This is a genomic window from candidate division TA06 bacterium, from assembly GCA_004376575.1.
Classification (GTDB): Bacteria; Hydrothermota; DG-26; order E44-bin18; family E44-bin18; genus E44-bin18.
In genome coordinates this window covers 1-17,246 of the sequence record SOJN01000022.1, presented here as the reverse complement: position 1 = coordinate 17,246, position 17,246 = coordinate 1, and the positions used below count along the sequence as shown (strand labels likewise).

Here is a 17,246-nt window from a genome sequence, read left to right as displayed (position 1 = left end):
CTACGACCTGTGCAATTTCCCCCTAAACCAGGCTAGCGTTTTCTCAAGTCCTACATTCAGATCAACGTTGGGCTGCCACCCCAACAGCTTTTCTGCTTTGGATATGTCAGGTCTTCTTGTACGCGGGTCATCTACGGGCAGTTCTTCGAACTTTATGCCACTATTGCTGCCTGCCATTTTCAAAATCAATTTCGCCAGATCTACTATCCTGACTTCTTCGGGGTTCCCCAAGTTCACAGGATCTTCCACACCGCTCCTTGCCAGCTTGAGCAGACCATCTATCAGGTCCGAAACAAAACAAAAGCTCCTGGTCTGGGCACCATCTCCGAATACTGTCAGGTCCTGGCCGTGGAGTGCTTGATCGATGAAGTTGGGGACGACCCTCCCATCATCGCGTTTCATCCTTGGTCCGTAGGTGTTGAATATTCTTGCTATCCTGACTGTCACCCCTCTTTCCCTGTGGTAGGCCATAGCCATGGACTCAGAGACCCTCTTTGCTTCATCATAAACAGACCTGACTCCTATAGGATTGACGTTGCCCCAGTACTCCTCTCTTTGAGGATGCTCCAATGGATCGCCATAGATCTCTGAGGTGGAAGCAAGAAGAAAAAGAGAGCTCTTCTCTTGGGCGAACTCAAGGCAATTCAGAGTTCCCACAGTCCCTGCTTTGAGCGTTTCTATTGGAAGATTGAGATAGTCGTTGGGGCTCGCTGGCGAGGCCAGATGGAAGATCATATCAATGTCGCCTTCTACATCTATGCCATCACAGATGTCCCCCTCGATAAACTCAAACTCAGACAAGCCAAGAAGCGCCCCCATATTCTCTTTGTTACCAGTGATCAGATTGTCAATCGTAACTACGCTGCAGCCGTCTTCTAAGAGCGCCTCACAGAGATGCGAACCAAGGAAACCAGCGCCACCTGTTACCACAGCCCTCATCTACCCATCCCTTTGTAAACGAAACCAAGCTCCTGAATCGTTTCGGGGTCAAAAACATTTCTCCCGTCTATGAGAACAGGGCTCCTCATTACGGTCTTCAATTTTTCTAGATCCAGCTTCTCGAACTCCTCCCATTCTGTTACTAGTGCAACAGCATCAGCATCCTTTGCAGTATCATATGGGTCCTTGCAGAACTCGACGTTGTTAAGCAGTTTTTTGGCTGCATCCATGGCGGCCGGATCATAAGCCTTCACCTTCGCGCCCTCTGACAAGAGGCCGTTGATTATGTCCAGGGACGGCGCATACCTCATATCATCTGTATTGGGTTTAAACGCCAATCCAAGGACTCCGATCGTCTTTCCCGAAAGGTTCCACAAAACCTCCTTGACCTTTGCCACGAATCTCTCCTTTTGCTCTTCGTTTATTCTCTCCACTTCTTTCAGGAGTCTGAAGTCATATCCCAGCTTTTCTGCAATTCTAACAAATGCCCTGATATCCTTGGGAAAACAGAACCCCCCAAAGCCCACGCCAGCGTCCAGGAACGCCCGCCCAATCCTTTTATCCATGCCGACTCCTTCGGCAACCTTAAGTACATCTGCGCCCGCCATTTCGCATATGATTGAGATTGCATTAATGAAGGAAATCTTCATTGAGAGAAATGAATTTGACGCGTGCTTTATTATCTCTGCACTCTGCATGTCGGTCTCTATTATTGGGGCCTTAAGCGGGCCGTAGATCTCTAGTAGATTCCTTCTTGCCCTTTCAGTCTCAAACCCTATTACCACCCTATCCGGGTTCATGAAATCGTGCACAGCACTTCCTTCTCTCAAGAACTCAGGATTTGACGCCACATCGAACTCCACATCGTTCTTTCTTCTCATTTCCATTGTGCGCTTTATCTGAATCCCGGTGTGTACGGGCACAGTGCTCTTTTCCACCACCAGTTTGTATTCTCTCATCGTCTCCGCTATCCTGGAGGCAACTGCCTCCACTGTACTCAGGTCCGCCTCGCCATCTTCCCTCGGGGGTGTGCCTACGGCAATAAACAGCGCCCTCGACCTCTCTATTGTGTGTGCTATGTCAGTTGTGAACTCAAGTCTCCCTGCCGCCACATTTCTATCCACCATTTCTTTCAGACCGGGCTCGTAGAAAGGCATCTGGCCATTTTTGAGCATCTCAATCTTGCGAACGTCGTCGTCATCACAAATACTGGTGTGACCGAGTTCTGCCAGACATGCACCAGTCACCAAGCCAACATGTCCGGAGCCAACCACCCCGATGTTCATCTTCACCTCCGAAACTTGAATAAGTGCTTGAGAATCAAGCAAGTCAGTATAACAAACACCTCAGAGGCCGTCAAGCCACAACCCATCTCCACTCATTTCAAACATGAAAACCCCGACGCACCGAGGTTATCTGCAATTCGCTATTCAGCAACTCAAACAACGAGGGAATGACTACTCACACGCGACAGATTGTGATATCAGTCCCTTCACCATCCTCCCGATCTTTTCGGTCGTAAAATGGCTCTTGAAAAGAGAATGGCCGTTCTCGGCGATTTTTCTTCTGAGAAGAGGATCCTTTTTGAGCGAAAGGATTGCTTCTGCCAATCGTCCAGGATCTCCCATTTTGCAGAGAACGGCGTTCTCACCGTGAATCAGAGCTTCCCTTGCTGCTGGCGAGTCTCCTGTGATTACCGGTTTCCTCATAGCAAGGGCCTGATAGACCTTGTTGGGTATGACCCGTTGAGCCTTCGAAGTGTTTCCAAAGATGCCCAGACAAACTTCAGATTCTCCAATTTTTTCGGGAAGCTTTTCGTAATCCACCCACTCAATGAATGAAACATTCATTAGGTTCAGGCTTTCTGCAAGAGCAGCGATCTTTTTGCTGAGCTGTCCAGAACCGACAATTTCAAACCGTATGTCTGAATGGGTCTCCAATATCTTCGCAGCCTCGAGAATAACCTCCGCCCCCTGCAAAGGAATCAACGAACCATAGAAAAGAACCACGAAAGAATCATCATCTTTTTCAGGGCCTGGATAGAAGAGGCCATCCTCGGCACCCACCCAGATCCGGTGGAATTTCACGTCAGTGAGGGCGAGCTTTTTGCGAAAGTATTCAATCTGTTCGTTGGTATCCAGGAGCACCTTATCAGCTAACATACAAGACTTTCTGTCAACCCACCTGAGAACACGACCAAGAAGGGACCTTGAAGAAACTAACTGGCGGTCGTCAACAAAAGTATCATACAGGGATACGAAAGCATCAAAAAACAGAGGCCGTCGTCTAAGGCCAGCGAGAAATCTTGCGAGAAAGGTATCGAAATGACCGGTGTAGCCCACAAACATGACATCGTAGTTTCCGATCTGGCGATACCGCTTGATGAGAAGAACATAGCAAGAGAGGATACGTTTGATAAGTATCAGTTTCCTGATAAATCCACTGAACTCTTTCAGCCTCTCTTTTGTATTGCTCCACAGCTCAGCGTGGCACTCTTTTATCTGCACATCATTCTTCTTCAGGCCTTTTATAATGATTCTGTTCCTTGAATAGTCCCTCAGATACGTTCCAAAATAGCAGACAGTCATTGGGCCTTCTCAGCTAGGACGACAAGGGTATCACCTAATTTGATTCTTGAAAGAATGGTGTTCATTGCTCGACGCGATGACTTGAGAATCCTGTGTTTCTCAATCACATTCCTTAATGCAACAATCTCTCTCCGCTTTTCCCCTCGGTCGTCGCTTCGCCTGCGAGAGACTAGATTTCTGATGATGAGTAACGGATTAATGTCCTCAGTCACACTTCTGGAAACCAGAAAACCAGACTTTTCAAACAGGGTTTTGACTGTTCTTTCAGAAAAGAGGTGAAGATGCTCTTCAGGTGAGATGACTTCCCATTTCTTCCCAATGATGAGTCGGGTCAAAGAATTGACGTTCGGTGTCGAAAGCAGAGCGGCTCCCCCTTCTCTCAGGATCCTCTTGACCTCCCTTAAGTACCCAGTTGGCGTGGGCAGGTGCTCTATCACCTCCCACATGGTAACGACATCGAAATAACCGCTGGCGAAACCCGCGTCAAACAGGGTCCCTACATGAATATCTAGATGTTCCACCTCTCTCCCGTAACGGGCGCTAACCTGCGAAAGTTCAATCCCAAAAGGTTCCCATCCTCTCATTCTCGCAGAGAACATGAATGCACCTGTGGCACATCCCACATCCAACAACCTCCCGTTCTTCTTGTATTTTTCAACGGAGCTCAGCCTCGGATAGTGAATATATTCGCGTATAAAACTGGAAAAATCCGATTCTATCCTTTCATCGGTGGCATGGTAACCTTTCGCCAACTCATCAGCTTCGGTTTTGATGACCTCTGGGGTCCACTGCGGGCTAACGAAAACATGTCCACATTGAGAACATTTGACATACTTCGAGGTTCGCTTTTCCCAAAAGATGGAGAAAGTCGTTGATCCACAAATATCGCACGGAATCAATTCCCATTCCTTCAACATCACAAGCCTTCTTCAGAGTTAGTGCTTCTCTGAGAGCCAGAGCCCCATTGGTGTCTCAATGTGCTCACAATCCCCAACCCGGTCTGAGGCAACAAGAACATCCCTTCTTGTTCATTTAGGCAACTCTGCACATCTTTTTGCGCACCATACCCAATCGCGTAATATATGGGAAAAGATGGCCAAAGTCAACGCCGAACGGTCTTCACAATTTCAGAGTGCAGACTGTTGCAGAGAACCGGTCCTGAAGGGCTCGTGTTGTAAGTTCTCTATGGATTGAAAGTGAATCGGATGGATGGCTATATTGGGACCTTCGGGCTTTGAATGGCAAGATTAGAACAGCCCGGAATGGATATATCCTTTGGGATTGACGTGTCTTCTATTGACCAGAACCTCGTAGTGAACGTGAGGCCCCGTAGCATTTCCGCTCGCCCCCAGCAGGCCGATTGTTTGGCCGCGAAAAACCCTATCGCCTACCTTGACCAAAATGGACTTCAAGTGTCCGTACCTGGTAATGTAGCCATAACCATGATCAAGCGTCAGAAACCTTCCAAACCCCTTTTTCCAACCTGCAAACGTAACCCTACCATCAGCAGTGGCCACAATTGGAGTGCCACCCAGGTTGGCAATGTCAAGCCCTCTATGAAACTCCCTACGCTTGGTTATTGGGCTAATTCTCCAGCCAAAGTAGGAGGTGATGAAGCCCTGCCCTGGCATTATGGAGGGCGTGTGAGCCAGCAGCTTTTCCCTTTGCGCCAACTCATCTACAATCTCCTCAAAAGACTCCTGCTCGAATCTTGCCTGCCTTTCGAGCTTCTCTATCCTCTCGCCGATCGATACCAGTCTATTACCGATTCGGGGACCTACCAGGTCGGGCCTCTTCAGATGCCAGCCGGTCCCGCCAACACCCAGGGACCTCACCTCCTCATGTATAATCTCCAAGTCGGATACAACTCTCACTTTTTCGTCGAGCGCTATCCTTTTCTCCATCTCCTCCTCAAGGTCCGCCAGTTTGCGTTCGGTCAGGTCGAGTGAGCGGTTCAGAAAGGCCAACTCGGATCTTAACTCAGATGTAACCCCTTTTCCCTCCCCTACCGGCAAGAAACAAACAGAGGCAGCGCACGCCAAAAGACCCATAGCTGAGGAGGTCGCATAAAAAAACATCCGGCCACGGGTGAGCCTAAGCTCGGTCTTGCCCGAAGCGGACCGGAACAATACAATACGCCATCTCAGGTTCTTTATAAACGCGTTGTGAATAGACCTGTCCCTTTCCGTTTTTCCAAGATTATACCCCTAAATTCTTACGTGTCAAGTCCTTTTTTGACCTCGCCAGTCACAATTATGCGTCAGAAGAGGCCCTTTTCTCCCCACATGGTTCCGTGCGATATTTATGTTTAGCAAGAATCCTGCCATCTGCTGTCTTTTGCCCCAAAAAGGAGCACACAGTTCCGAGAGCACCTGAACTTCAGGAGAAGATGGGTGGATTCTGCCCCCAGACAGGTTCATCCCCCTCCCCCCCCAAACCCAGCTTGCCTATCGCATGAGTCAATCCGAGGACATCTCTGACCGGTGGCTAAAAGATCGGGGATCAGGCCATGCGGGCAATTTTCTTCAGGTCTTTCAGTACTTCGCTCAGCCTCGAATCAGACAATGGTTTGCCGTCTTCGGAAACTCTGAAGTGCAGAATGGACGCGTTCTCCTTCTCGAGTTTGCTCATTGTTATTTCAAAATCGCGCAGCTGGTCAAGCCAGCGCCTGATCGGCTTTCCGTCAGTTCTATCAACGATTGCCAGAATTGTTGCCAGTACAACCTCTTTCCCCTCTGAAACGCGGGCCGTGATATTCTTCCCCAACACATAGGGCCTCTTTGTCTTAGCTTTCTTAAACCGCTCAAGCACGGACATGACTGTCTCTATGTTTTCCGCCAGCTCATCGACGCCGGCCCCCAGCCTGTAGAAATCGTCAAGATGAAAATATATCTCCCTGACAGTCAAGTAGTCCAACCCTTTCAGCCTCTGAAGCAACTTGTCTACCTTATCAACCTCCTCAGTTCTTCCACCTCTGTCAAAATCACGAAACTCACCGATAACCTGACCAAGGATCTCTCTGATACGGGGATAAACATGATCAGGTCCGGCAAAATACGCGAGGTCAGCCCGCAGGTCAATTATCTGCACAAGAGTATTGTGCGGGCCTTTCGAAGTCTTATATGACACCAATGATAAGCCTTTTGCGGAATCAAGTTTGTCCAGAACCTTCAAGCCCATTCGCTTTAGCTTGGGCCCTGTCAGACCCGAGACCACCAGGATTTTGAACTCGGCGAACAGTTCAACAGTCTGGCCGAAAGTGATATATACTTGAGTGATCTCAGAACTCTTCTGTTCCCGTGCAAGGTACGGAATCAGCGCTCGAGCATAGCCTTCTACTCCACCGAACTTCTCTATCCACATTATCCTTTCGAAGCGCCTCCCTTGTGCCAGTTCACGCAGTGCGCCTTCAATTCTGTTTATCTCCTTGAGATTAAAAGGTGTCCCGTCCCTGCTCACAATCTCAATTCTATAAATCATTATCCTGTCAGGAGTCCTGAACTCCTTGTTGAACATTATTTGAAAACCTGGAGCTACATGATTTATCGCCCTCAGACAATCATCCAAGGTGAAGTCTTTCTCATACCCAACAATGGATATGCCAGTCAGATATCCGGCCTCGGTCTTTATGTTTCCTATCTTCAGCTGAGCCTCACCTCCGGATTCCCTGACCCTTCTTACTGCTTTGTAGTTGTTGATTATCTGCATCGCTAGATCAGTAGACCTTCTCTCGCGAACATAAGCGACTGGCCTGCTTGCGAAAAACCTGACTGCCTCGCCAGATTCTCCAATCAAACCATCCAAGTCTTCTCCCTCCAGGATCTCACGTATCCGTGCTATTGTGGACATATAGGTTTCGTACCTCTCCGCTTCCCGGGCGATAAGCCATGCTTTTGCTCTGTCCCCAGCTGCCGCGCTCTTCAAACTGTGAACTATGGCAGTGCCTTCATTCTTGAGTTGGGCAAGCCTCTCTCTGGATTCAACCGTGACGCCAACTAGAACAACGCCGAGCATCTCCCCTTTGTGGGAGATAACTGTCCCCTTAATGAAAGAGATGTTCCACTTTTTTTCATAGAACACTCCTACACAGCTATCCGACATGCCGGGCCAGTCTATGCTGACTATGCCGAAAAGCTGGGCAGAAGGGAAATCTGTGTCTTCTTCGATATCGAACTTGCAAACGACAGTCTTCTCTCTGCTCTTCTCCCACTCGTACAGAAGACAGACCAGAAGCGCGCTCTCCAGGGAAGGACTTATGGTCTGGCAGGTTCCAGACTCATTCACATACTGAAGAATCCTCTCCTTTGGAATCCTGCGTTTGAACCTTTTCAGAACCTCTGCTACCTCATCAAAGGAACACATCGGACCATCCGCCATCCTGCCTTTTTCCATAACGAAAACCTCCGGCTGCATTCACAAATCGTCTTCGCCGATTAGATGAATCCAACATTTCAAATTGTCGCAGATCCTGCCTGCCCGGGGCGTTTCACGGCCTCCCGAGCACTTTGCGGAGCTTGTACTGAGGGTACCGAAGTGCTCAGCATAGACTCCGTCGAAGGAAGAACAATCGAAGGACAAATATCAAAAATCAAATTGCCCCCCACACACCCCAAATCTTTGTTTCCGTTTCCCTGTCTTGCGATTTCTATTTTCGATCTTCGGCTCTCAGTGTGTTACCGCATACATGACAATGTTTATCCCCATCTGGAAGGCTGCTTCCCTCTTTTCAGGAGGATCCTTATGGACTTCAGGATCAGCCCACCCGTCACTGATGTTTGTTTCGTAAGTATAGAATACGACCATCCTGCCTTCGTGGAATACGCCATATCCTTTTGGCGGCTTACCGTCGTGTTTGTGTATCTTTGGCAGACCATTTGGAAAGTCATAGAAGATGTGGAAAATCTCATGGTCAAAAGGTATCTCAACCAGCTCCTTATCTGGAAACACCTTCTTAATCTCTCTTCTAAAGTGCTTATCCATCCCGTAGTCATCATCAGCATACAGGAATCCTCCACTGCTCAGGTAGTCGTTCAGTCTTTCGGCTTCTGATATATCAAATGATATGTTGCCATGCCCGGTCACGAAAATAAAAGGATATCTGAAAAGCTCGTCGTCTGATACCGCCACAACCGCCTGCTCCTTTTGTGCTCTCATACTGGTTCTGGAGTTGATCTCCGCACAGAGGTTGGGAATGACAGAGGGATCGTTGTACCAGTCGCCTCCTCCCGAGTATTTCAGCCTCGCTATCTGAAGTTCCTGGGGCGAGACAATTGCGCCAGAGCATAGAACGACAAAGACTGAAACACAGGCCACGCCAAACCTGGCGACCGCAAACCAGAAGATTCGACAGCGCATACTCTTTCTTCTAGGAGTGAACAGATCTCCTCGGCTCATTCTTTCTGATTCTCCCTGTTGGGTCCGTGAGAGCATGCACTAAGCATTACCTGCATCGGCGACCTTCAAATACCCCAGGACCCCCGGCGTTTGAAAATAGCAAAGGAGTCTTCTCTTGTCAACGGCTTTTGAGCCCACCCACGGTTGTGGTGGATGATGACTGTGGAGGGCAGACCTGTCAGGAGAAGCACAGAGCACAGGAGCAAAGAGGACGATGCCCTCCATAGAGAGGCTGGCGGGTCACTTACCCAAATAGGAAACACTTGACAGTGGGATTTCACCCATCTACTATGTCCGAAATGAAAGAAAAGACAAGGAGTCTTCTCTATCTCCTGATCCGAATTCTGGCCAGTGCATTCCTCCTCGGCCTCCTGCTTTGGCGGGTGGATTTGTCAAACCTGGCCACACTCTTTGCTTCAGTCAGACCCCTTCCGTTGGTACTCGGGTTCCTTGCCTGGCTCGGCGTTCTACTCCTCTCGAACGAGAGATGGCGCAGACTCCTCTCTGCTCAGGGGATACAAGTGCCTTTCTTCCGCTTGCTGGTCATCTATATGATCTCTTTCTTCTTCAACAACTTCCTTCCGGCAGCGCTGGGGATGGACATAACGAGGGCGGTATACGTCACCAAAGAAAGGGCCAAGGGCTCAGAGGTCTTCGCTTCTGTCCTGACAGAAAGGGTTCTCGGTATGCTGGGCCTACTCATTTTTGCTTTCGTGGCCCTGATGTTCTACATGAACACCCCCGAAGGCAGAAAATTCATACTCCTGATCGTGGGCGCGACAGTGATTTTGATTGCCGTAATTGGTCTGTTCCTCAAAAGGGGTCTCCTTCCCGGTCTAAGAAAGAGAATTGGTTCTATCAAGGTCTTTGGACTCGGGGAAAGAATAAAGCAATTCTACCAGGCTATGCAACTGTACAGAAAAAGAATGCCAGTAGTGTTGTGGGCAATTGCCCTGTCTGTTCTGGTCCAGGGCTTTCTTGTCATCATCAACTACTTCGCAGGAGCCAGTCTCGGTCTTTCGATTCCACTGTTCAGCCATCTAGTTTATGTCCCCATAATATCAATCGTGGCGATGATTCCAATATCTATTAACGGCATAGGCGTGAGGGAGTGGGGATACGTTTTTCTGTTCGGACTGACGGGTCTTTCAAGCGGAGAAGCCTTATCCTTGTCCCTGCTCTTCTTTGCCATAGGGATAGCAGGAAGCTTGACCGGAGGAATAGCTTTTCTTCTTAAGCACAGGTAGTTTGTTGGTTGAATCTTGTACTTGAAGAATCGGCTTGACATAGTACTGTGCCTGTAAAATAATAGGCTCACCGTTTTGGTGGAGGCACTCAGTCTCTTGTACCCTTGACGGCATTGGATTGTTGTACTATGAAACTGTCTATCATTACTCCCGCATTCAATGAGGTTGAGAACATCCCGGACCTGGTAGAGAAGTCGGCCGAAGTCATCTCCCAGCAAGAAGAAGACTGGGAGATGATCATTGTCGACGACGGCTCAACCGATGGCACGTATGAAGTGGCGAGAAGCCTTATGCCCAAGTATCCGTTTCTCAAGGTCGCCAGGAACAGGACAAACATGGGAAAGACACAGGCTATTCTCACGGGTCTCGCTTGCAGTACTGGCCGGTATGTAGCCGTGCTGGACGCTGACCTCCAATATTCACCAGAAGACATACCAAAGCTTATGGAGAAACTACTCGAGGGGTATGATCTCGTCACCGGTTGGAAGGTGGGAAAATACTCGAAGCGGTTTGTCTCGTCCATATACAATTGGCTCTCCCGCCGCCTGTTTAGGGTTCCTGTCCATGACCAGAACTCTGTGAAGGTGATGAACAGAGAGATTCTTGAGGAGCTACATTTGAGAAAAGACTGGCACCGTTACATCGTAGCACTCGCTGTAGACAAGGGCTATTCAGTAACTGAGGTGAAGGTCCAGCTCTATCCCAGAGAAAAAGGTTCTCAAAAGTATGGCGGTAAAGGCCGGGTTCTAATTGGCCTTCTCGATCTCGTTGCGGTCAAGTTTCAGATTTCACTCATAAGGAAACCGCTGCTCCTCTTCGGCACCGTTGGACTCATGTCGTTCCTTGCTGGAGCCATAATCGGCATATATGCTCTATACCTCAGATTCATAAGGGGAATAGGCTTTAGGCCACTTTTGTACCTGGTCACCCTGCTCATCCTGGCGGGCCTTTCTCTTTTCACGGTCGGATTCCTTGCCGAAACACTGGCATCGCTGGCAGCAAGGATGGAGAGACTGGAAAAGAAACTGGGAGACAGAAAACGCCAATCTCCGGAGTAGTGCCCCTCACCCCATCTTTTCTTCTATTTTTGGATCTGAACACTAGTCTGGTCTTTCGGCTGTTCTCTTCGACCTGGCGTGCGACCAGATAGCAAGGCTTCAAAGCGTGGGATGGCTCTTGCTCCTCACCTTGCCGGTAGAGGAATCATAGTCGTACTCATCGTCATAGTAGAGGTCCTTCAGATTGAGCTCTGATATCGAATCAGGGTACTTTCCCTCGTTTTCTACCTTATAGAACTCAATAGCGTGCCTTATCCTGGTCACATCGCTAAGCACCCTTGCCTTCTCCGGCATACTCATTACAGTATGCCCATACTCCTCCAGGTCTTTCTTCGTCTCCTTGCATCCAACTAATGCTGGAACCACAAGAAGCAGAACTAACAACCCAATGATGGTGCGTCTCATCTGCCACCCCCTTTCTATCGCTAACCCTAGGCTTCAAGCTTCAGGCTGTAAGCGTCTTCATCACCTCAAAGTACAAATTGCCAAGTACCTGGTATCTTGCACATTGTACTTTGCTCTTCGCACTTCATGTCTCGTCCTTCGCACCTCGTACAGTGTACTTGGTACTTCATCGCTCGTACTTTGGACTTCGTACCTTGCACTTCGTTTTTGGTTCTTGCATTCTTACGCAACCGCAAACCGGGCACACCCACTTCCTCTTCTTGTGGTACGTCCGTTTCATTTCTTTCATGCCAACCTTGCATTTTGGACACAACATTTGCGGTCAACTCCAGCTTGTTCAGGCCATCTACCTAACGCAGTTTGCTTCGCTGCAGTACCCTGTCCAAGGCGTTCGAGGTCAAAGGTGTCACTCCCCCTTCCAGCCTCACCGAATTATATCACCTTTAAGCCCTGAGTGCCATATCCATTAGTACTTCGTCCTTGGCAGTTTACTCCCTCGTCCTTCGTACCTCGTATGTTGTACTTCGCCAGACAATTTCCGGGGTTTCCTGTGGAATCCACCCGCCCAGGCCATTTCTGTCAACCTGCGCTTCGGGTAGTGCATAAGTCGCTTCCTGCTCGATCGGGTTCTGAGTTGCAAGAACCATGAAAGGATATTCGAGATCAAAGGTGGTGTCACCCACAGTAACCTGGCGCTCCTGCATCGCCTCGAGCAGAGCACTCTGGACCTCGGCAGGAGCCCTGTTTATCTCATCTCCCAGTATTATGTTTGTGAATATGGGCCCTTTCTTCGGGTGAAACTCACCTGTTTTCGGATCAAATACCATTGTCCCTGTCAGATCCGCGGGTAGCAGGTCAGGGGTGAACTGAATCCTCTTGAAACCCACCCTTATGGCCTTGGAAAGTGTCCGCACCGCCATGGTCTTGGCCAGACCGGGCACCCCCTCAAGGAGAATGTGGCCATCGGCTAGAAGCCCGACCATAAGCCTGTCAATCATGTAGTTCTGGCCCACGATCACCTTGCCCATCTCATCTACCAGCTTCACACAGAAAGCACTCTCCTTCTCAACCCTCTCTTGAATTTTCTCTATCTCTGGGTCCACTTTCATTCCTCCTTGCTGTGAAATGTCCTGCTATTTATGGACGAGCTGAGGACGTCAATGTTCCGCGTTCAGAATGCGACCTTGTCCAGAAGCTGCAAAGCCAAAAAAAGCGGCCACTCAGCGCCTTTTGCGGTCTTTGTTTCCTCTCTGCCTCTTTTCCGTATGCGTTCATTCTATTACACGGCAAAGACCTCATCAAGGTTAAGAACTAAGGTGGAATGCTCAGAGACTTCTTATATTCAAACATGGTCAACTGATTGTTTGCAGTGGACAACTAGACTTGTGCTCGATATAATTCAAGTACGAGGAAATCATCCTATTGAAACTCCGTAGTAGGTGCGTAAAGGTCTCATCCAACAGCCTCTTTCCAGGATTTTCGATTTAGAATGAAGCCTGAACGCTAGATACTGTCGCATCCAACTCAGGAGGTGAAAGCGCTGTGCGTGGATCAATCAAACGGTTTGTTAAGCTCGTTGCTGAAACATTGCCTATCTCTGAACCTATCTATGAATTTGGCGCCCTTCAAGTACCCGGCCAGGAAGGCCTTGCAGATCTTCGGCCACTCTTCCCGGATAAGGAATATGTTGGTTCCGATATGCGAGAGGGGCCAGGTGTAGATGTCATTCTGGACCTCCATCATATAGATCTTCCTTCAGAGTCGGTTGGAACTGCCCTCATTCTCGATACACTCGAGCATGTCGAATCCCCGAGAAAGGCTATTGAAGAAGCTCATAGAATCCTCAAGTCCGATGGAATTGTTGTAATCAGTTCTGTCATGTACTTCCCCATACATGACCATCCATACGACTACTGGCGCTTCACGCCAGAGGCATTCAGAAGTCTCTTGAAGCCCTTTGCTTCATCATTTGTTGACTTCGGTGGAGCAGCCTGCCTCCCTCATACCGTTGTTGGAATAGGTTTCAAGGGGCCGCTACCGGAAGATGTTATGGAAAGATTTGTCAAAAGAGTCAAACAGACCAAGCCCCTCAGAAGAGGCTGGAAAGGACTGGCATCGCTGTTTCTCTCACCCATACTATGGACTATCTATCGAAAGATTCGCGGGGTCACACCGCAAACGTGACCCCTCTAACAGTTGGGTCTCTCCTAAAGACGCGTTAGATAATTGATTACATCACTCTCCTGCTGCACCCTCCAAGAAAAAGGTTGCTGTTGCGAGGAGCAACGGCTAAAGTGAACCATGGCATGGCAATCCATTGGGGGTCCTAAGAGTTGAGCTGCTTCGGTCTTCTCCATCCACGCCAGTGACGTATTTGTCCGAACAGGTCTTGACAACTATTTCTCAAGAACATATTATCCAATTTGTGAGGTGGTATCTATCGGCCTGATAGTAATTGGCACGGCTCAGCATAGCTGATTTCGCGGCGCGGCAAAAAGTTCAATATCGCGCGGAATAGGGCGACACACACACAGACTGATCCCAATGGTCTCCTGAAACCCTCACTAGCGGCATATACTTTTGCCGACTCGACACCCAAGGCTTTGTGAATATAAAGAAGATGATATTGGTGAGATAGCCTGAGACCAGGATTGTCAAGGCTCAGGGGCTAACTTCAAAAGTAGGCGAAACGCACCACGACAGTTTTTGAGCTCAATGCGAACCGACACCAAATATAGCACATTCTTTCACAAAATGGGTTGCAAATATCAGGAAACCTGCTACCATACAGGAGAGGCGCAGCGGGAAACTACCCCTGTAGAATAAGCAATCTGATGGATTGGAGGGTGAAATGGCACACGGCAAGCTTTTGGGCATCCTGCTCATCAGCGTGGCGGCCGCCGTCATTCTTCTGGTTGCTGTATCCGCAGAAGGACTTTGGACCGATACACACTACAGTGATTTCATGGAAGGGATTTATGACGCCGAAATATACGTCTCACGGAGACTTCAGCAGGAGACGAGCCCCACCGATTCTGGATGCATCGAGTATCATGCAAAATTCGACGTGAACAACGACGGCTGGTATGACCTGATATCTTCAGAAGAGAGCGGGCCATCGGTAAAGATATGGCTTGGGTCATCCAGTGGTTATTCACCGTCGAATTACCTGGCCTATCCAGTCACCTGGGCTGGAAACTGTGACATTTCAGACTTGAACCTCGACGGTTACCCCGAGCTAATTCATTCTGGTTACGCAATGGGTGAAGCCTGTATATATTGGGGCACAGCAACCGGACCATCTCCTGACGATACTACACTTCTGCCAAATGATGATGGCGAGGCAGTCTATGTGGCTGACCTCGACAAGGATACATATCTGGACATTGCAGTGGCGGGAGTTTGGGATACTCTTTACGTCTATTGGGGAAGTCCGTCCGGGTATTCAACTTCGGATAGATTCGCGCTACCCACTGGTCCTAAGGCTCACAACATAGAGGCAAGTGACCTTGATATGAATGGGTACTTAGACCTGATAGTTATACAATACGGTCAGCCTTATGACGTCCTAATCCTGTATCAGACGGGTACAAGAAGCTTTACACCATCATCACTCAATTTTTCGAATCAATCGTCGCCACACGGGCTTTCAATAGGAGACCTGAACGATGACGGCTACATTGATATTGTGGCCACAAGCTACGATGAGACAATCCATTCATCCATTTATTGGGGTAGCAGCTCGGGTTACAGTGATGCAGATAAGTTAACGCTGTATCCCGGCCACTGCTATGGCGGCTCGGGCATAGCTGATTTCGACAAGGATGGCCTGCTTGATATTTTGTACTTCAGGAGTAATAGCCAGAGCCCCATAATCTACTACAATTCAGGAAGCCCTCCCTTCTTCTCTGATACAGATACAGAAGAGATAGGCATACCTCTCAAGGCAACGGGTGGTGTGGTTGCTGACTTCGATTATGACGGCCATGTGGATGTATTCGTTAACCACAAGGGATCTTACTCTTACGTATTTTATGGTCCGTCTTTCACTTCCTATACCAGTTTGCCGGTAAGTAACGACCATCATGGCGCCTTTCGGGAACCTCGCCAAGTTCCTTCTTATTATTCCAGAGTTGTCAGGCCCTGCAGTCTGGGGATGGATTCGCTTATTTCGGGTGGAGAGGTTTATTGGATAGCAGATACACCGGGAGGCTCAAAGATAGACATATTTTTCAGGGCAGGGAATCCTCCTATACCTGATTCCTCCTGGACAGATTGGTATCAAGTTTTGACAGATACCAATTCTGGTTCATTGCCCGATGAGGTATATGGTCACAAATACATTCAGTATAGAGCAGATTTGTTGTGGGAGAATGCTGCTGAGATGCCCAATCTGGAGAGGATAGAGGTAGACATAACATGTGAAGGCGAAGAGGGGGTCTCACCACTTGGCCTCAAAGAAAATGTGCTGGCGGAACTGGATACACTGGAACCTCAGTCAAAGCGTGTGGCAAAAGGGATAAAGAAGGCAAAGAAACATATTGAAAAGAGTCTGAAACCCAAATACTGGCTCGATGAGACACACCTCGTGTGCAAAAAAGGCAAAAAGGTATTCCACGAAGAGAAGAAAGCAGTAAAAGACTTAAAGAAACTGTGCCAGGGAGAAAAATGCAAAGGGGTCACGTCGCTCTTTCTCATCTACCATGGGGCAGAGGAAGCTTTGATCGAAGCCATAAGCAAGAAGAAGACCTGCTTCGGTCCTGAGATGGTATCACCAGAAGATACTTTTGAAATCAATGCAGTTGATGAGAAGCTGGGTGCAAACACAGAAATCTGGGTGGATGGCTCCCTTGATGAAGAGATACACACCTCCTGCTCCAAGCCTCTTGAAGAAGGTATGGTGTTTGGGGACTTCGAGGTTGAGAGTGTTGACAAGATAGGTGAAGGAGAAGGCGGGTTCCCTTCAGAACTGTGTGAGAGACTGATCCTGATGCTGGTCAAGGCAGACAGCATCCTTGCAAGGGTGGCAATTGATGATGCGATTGCTGCTGGTGGCAAAGAAAAAGAGATAGAGAAGGCAGAGAAGGAAATGGGCAAGGCTGAAGAGGATAAAGCCAAGGGAAAGTACCACAAGGCGATCAACCACTACAAGAAGGCATGGGAGCATGCGTGTAAGGCAATGAAGTCCCACAAGCACAGTCACAACCAGATGATCTGGGAGACGAAGACTGAACGTAGGAACGCGCTCCTTCAGACCAGCCCCAATCCATTTAGTAAATCGACAATGATCAGTTATTCTGTGGCGGTGACTGGTAGAGTAACTCTCAAGGTGTATGATACTAGTGGAAGGCTCGTTGAGACTCTCGTAGATGAGTATCGTGAGCCCGGAAGTCATGGGGTGCAATGGTCTCCTGAAACCCTCGCTAGCGGCATATACTTTTACCGACTCGACACCCAAGGCTTTGTGAATATAAAGAAGATGATATTGGTGAGGTAGGTCGATACCAGTGTTGCGAGGAGGAAAAAATAAAGGAATGGAGAAAAGGAGGTGAAGATGAGCAGTCGAAGAAGCTCATTTGTGGCCCTTTTTGTGTTGTCGCTGTTCATAGTCAGCA

The 17,246-nt window shown here is 48.7% G+C and carries 13 protein-coding genes; 4 read left to right on the top strand and 9 right to left on the bottom strand.

Going from position 1 to position 17,246, the window contains the following annotated elements; genetic code table 11:
- The 7 genes from E3J62_01555 to E3J62_01525 all read right to left on the bottom strand — a co-directional run bounded on the left by E3J62_01555 (position 1) and on the right by E3J62_01525 (position 8,882).
- Positions 1–939 carry an SDR family oxidoreductase gene (locus E3J62_01555; GenBank protein TET47395.1) on the bottom strand — a complete coding sequence of 313 codons (939 nt, stop codon included), beginning with the start codon at positions 937–939 and terminating at the stop codon, positions 1–3.
- Entirely contained in the window at positions 936–2,225 is a 1,290-nt protein-coding gene (locus E3J62_01550; protein ID TET47394.1) for a UDP-glucose/GDP-mannose dehydrogenase family protein, read from the bottom strand. The genes E3J62_01555 and E3J62_01550 overlap by 4 nt, the downstream gene beginning before the upstream one ends.
- A 171-nt stretch (positions 2,226–2,396) precedes the next feature.
- On the bottom strand, positions 2,397–3,527 hold the full coding sequence (locus E3J62_01545) for a glycosyltransferase (protein TET47393.1): 1,131 nt from the start codon (positions 3,525–3,527) through the stop codon (positions 2,397–2,399).
- Positions 3,524–4,444 carry a class I SAM-dependent methyltransferase gene (locus E3J62_01540; GenBank protein ID TET47392.1) on the bottom strand — a complete coding sequence of 307 codons (921 nt, stop codon included), beginning with the start codon at positions 4,442–4,444 and terminating at the stop codon, positions 3,524–3,526. The genes E3J62_01545 and E3J62_01540 overlap by 4 nt, the downstream gene beginning before the upstream one ends.
- Positions 4,445–4,774: 330 nt before the next feature.
- Entirely contained in the window at positions 4,775–5,605 is an 831-nt protein-coding gene (locus tag E3J62_01535) for a M23 family peptidase (protein TET47391.1), read from the bottom strand.
- A gap of 424 nt (positions 5,606–6,029) precedes the next feature.
- The gene (locus tag E3J62_01530) at positions 6,030–7,919 is read right to left on the bottom strand and encodes a hypothetical protein (GenBank protein TET47390.1); all 1,890 of its coding nucleotides are present in this window, start codon (positions 7,917–7,919) and stop codon (positions 6,030–6,032) included.
- Positions 7,920–8,192: 273 nt separating this feature from the next.
- On the bottom strand, positions 8,193–8,882 hold the full coding sequence (locus E3J62_01525; protein ID TET47389.1) for a DUF4159 domain-containing protein: 690 nt from the start codon (positions 8,880–8,882) through the stop codon (positions 8,193–8,195).
- A gap of 329 nt (positions 8,883–9,211) precedes the next feature.
- Here E3J62_01525 and E3J62_01520 point away from each other — a divergent pair, with 329 nt between their 5' ends.
- Complete coding sequence (locus E3J62_01520) at positions 9,212–10,168, top strand: flippase-like domain-containing protein (protein ID TET47388.1); 957 nt, start codon at positions 9,212–9,214, stop codon at positions 10,166–10,168.
- A gap of 128 nt (positions 10,169–10,296) precedes the next feature.
- Positions 10,297–11,226, top strand: a complete 930-nt coding sequence (locus E3J62_01515) for a glycosyltransferase (GenBank protein TET47387.1) — start codon at positions 10,297–10,299, stop codon at positions 11,224–11,226.
- Between the two features lie 99 nt (positions 11,227–11,325).
- Here the strand turns inward: E3J62_01515 and E3J62_01510 are convergent, their stop codons facing one another.
- Positions 11,326–11,631 (bottom strand): hypothetical protein, encoded by a 306-nt coding sequence (locus tag E3J62_01510; GenBank protein TET47386.1) that lies wholly within the window; start codon positions 11,629–11,631, stop codon positions 11,326–11,328.
- Positions 11,632–12,119: 488 nt separating this feature from the next.
- On the bottom strand, positions 12,120–12,740 hold the full coding sequence (locus E3J62_01505; GenBank protein ID TET47385.1) for a hypothetical protein: 621 nt from the start codon (positions 12,738–12,740) through the stop codon (positions 12,120–12,122).
- A 433-nt stretch (positions 12,741–13,173) separates the two neighbouring features.
- Between E3J62_01505 and E3J62_01500 the strand changes: the two genes are divergently transcribed.
- Positions 13,174–13,815 carry a class I SAM-dependent methyltransferase gene (locus E3J62_01500; GenBank protein TET47384.1) on the top strand — a complete coding sequence of 214 codons (642 nt, stop codon included), beginning with the start codon at positions 13,174–13,176 and terminating at the stop codon, positions 13,813–13,815.
- 667 nt (positions 13,816–14,482) lie between these two features.
- On the top strand, positions 14,483–17,128 hold the full coding sequence (locus E3J62_01495; GenBank protein ID TET47383.1) for a T9SS type A sorting domain-containing protein: 2,646 nt from the start codon (positions 14,483–14,485) through the stop codon (positions 17,126–17,128).
- The last annotated feature ends 118 nt before the right edge of the window (positions 17,129–17,246 follow it).

Bases quoted from the DNA above. Each gene is read 5' to 3' on its own strand.
- E3J62_01555 (TET47395.1), bottom strand. From the start codon at position 939: ATGAGGGCTGTGGTAACAGGTGGCGCTGGTTTCCTTGGTTCGCATCTC.
- E3J62_01550 (TET47394.1), bottom strand. From the start codon at position 2,225: ATGAACATCGGGGTGGTTGGCTCCGGACATGTTGGCTTGGTGACTGGT.
- E3J62_01545 (TET47393.1), bottom strand. From the start codon at position 3,527: ATGACTGTCTGCTATTTTGGAACGTATCTGAGGGACTATTCAAGGAAC.
- E3J62_01540 (TET47392.1), bottom strand. From the start codon at position 4,444: ATGTTGAAGGAATGGGAATTGATTCCGTGCGATATTTGTGGATCAACG.
- E3J62_01535 (TET47391.1), bottom strand. From the start codon at position 5,605: ATGTTTTTTTATGCGACCTCCTCAGCTATGGGTCTTTTGGCGTGCGCT.
- E3J62_01530 (TET47390.1), bottom strand. From the start codon at position 7,919: ATGGAAAAAGGCAGGATGGCGGATGGTCCGATGTGTTCCTTTGATGAG.
- E3J62_01525 (TET47389.1), bottom strand. From the start codon at position 8,882: ATGCGCTGTCGAATCTTCTGGTTTGCGGTCGCCAGGTTTGGCGTGGCC.
- E3J62_01520 (TET47388.1), top strand. From the start codon at position 9,212: ATGTCCGAAATGAAAGAAAAGACAAGGAGTCTTCTCTATCTCCTGATC.
- E3J62_01515 (TET47387.1), top strand. From the start codon at position 10,297: ATGAAACTGTCTATCATTACTCCCGCATTCAATGAGGTTGAGAACATC.
- E3J62_01510 (TET47386.1), bottom strand. From the start codon at position 11,631: ATGAGACGCACCATCATTGGGTTGTTAGTTCTGCTTCTTGTGGTTCCA.
- E3J62_01505 (TET47385.1), bottom strand. From the start codon at position 12,740: ATGAAAGTGGACCCAGAGATAGAGAAAATTCAAGAGAGGGTTGAGAAG.
- E3J62_01495 (TET47383.1), top strand. From the start codon at position 14,483: ATGGCACACGGCAAGCTTTTGGGCATCCTGCTCATCAGCGTGGCGGCC.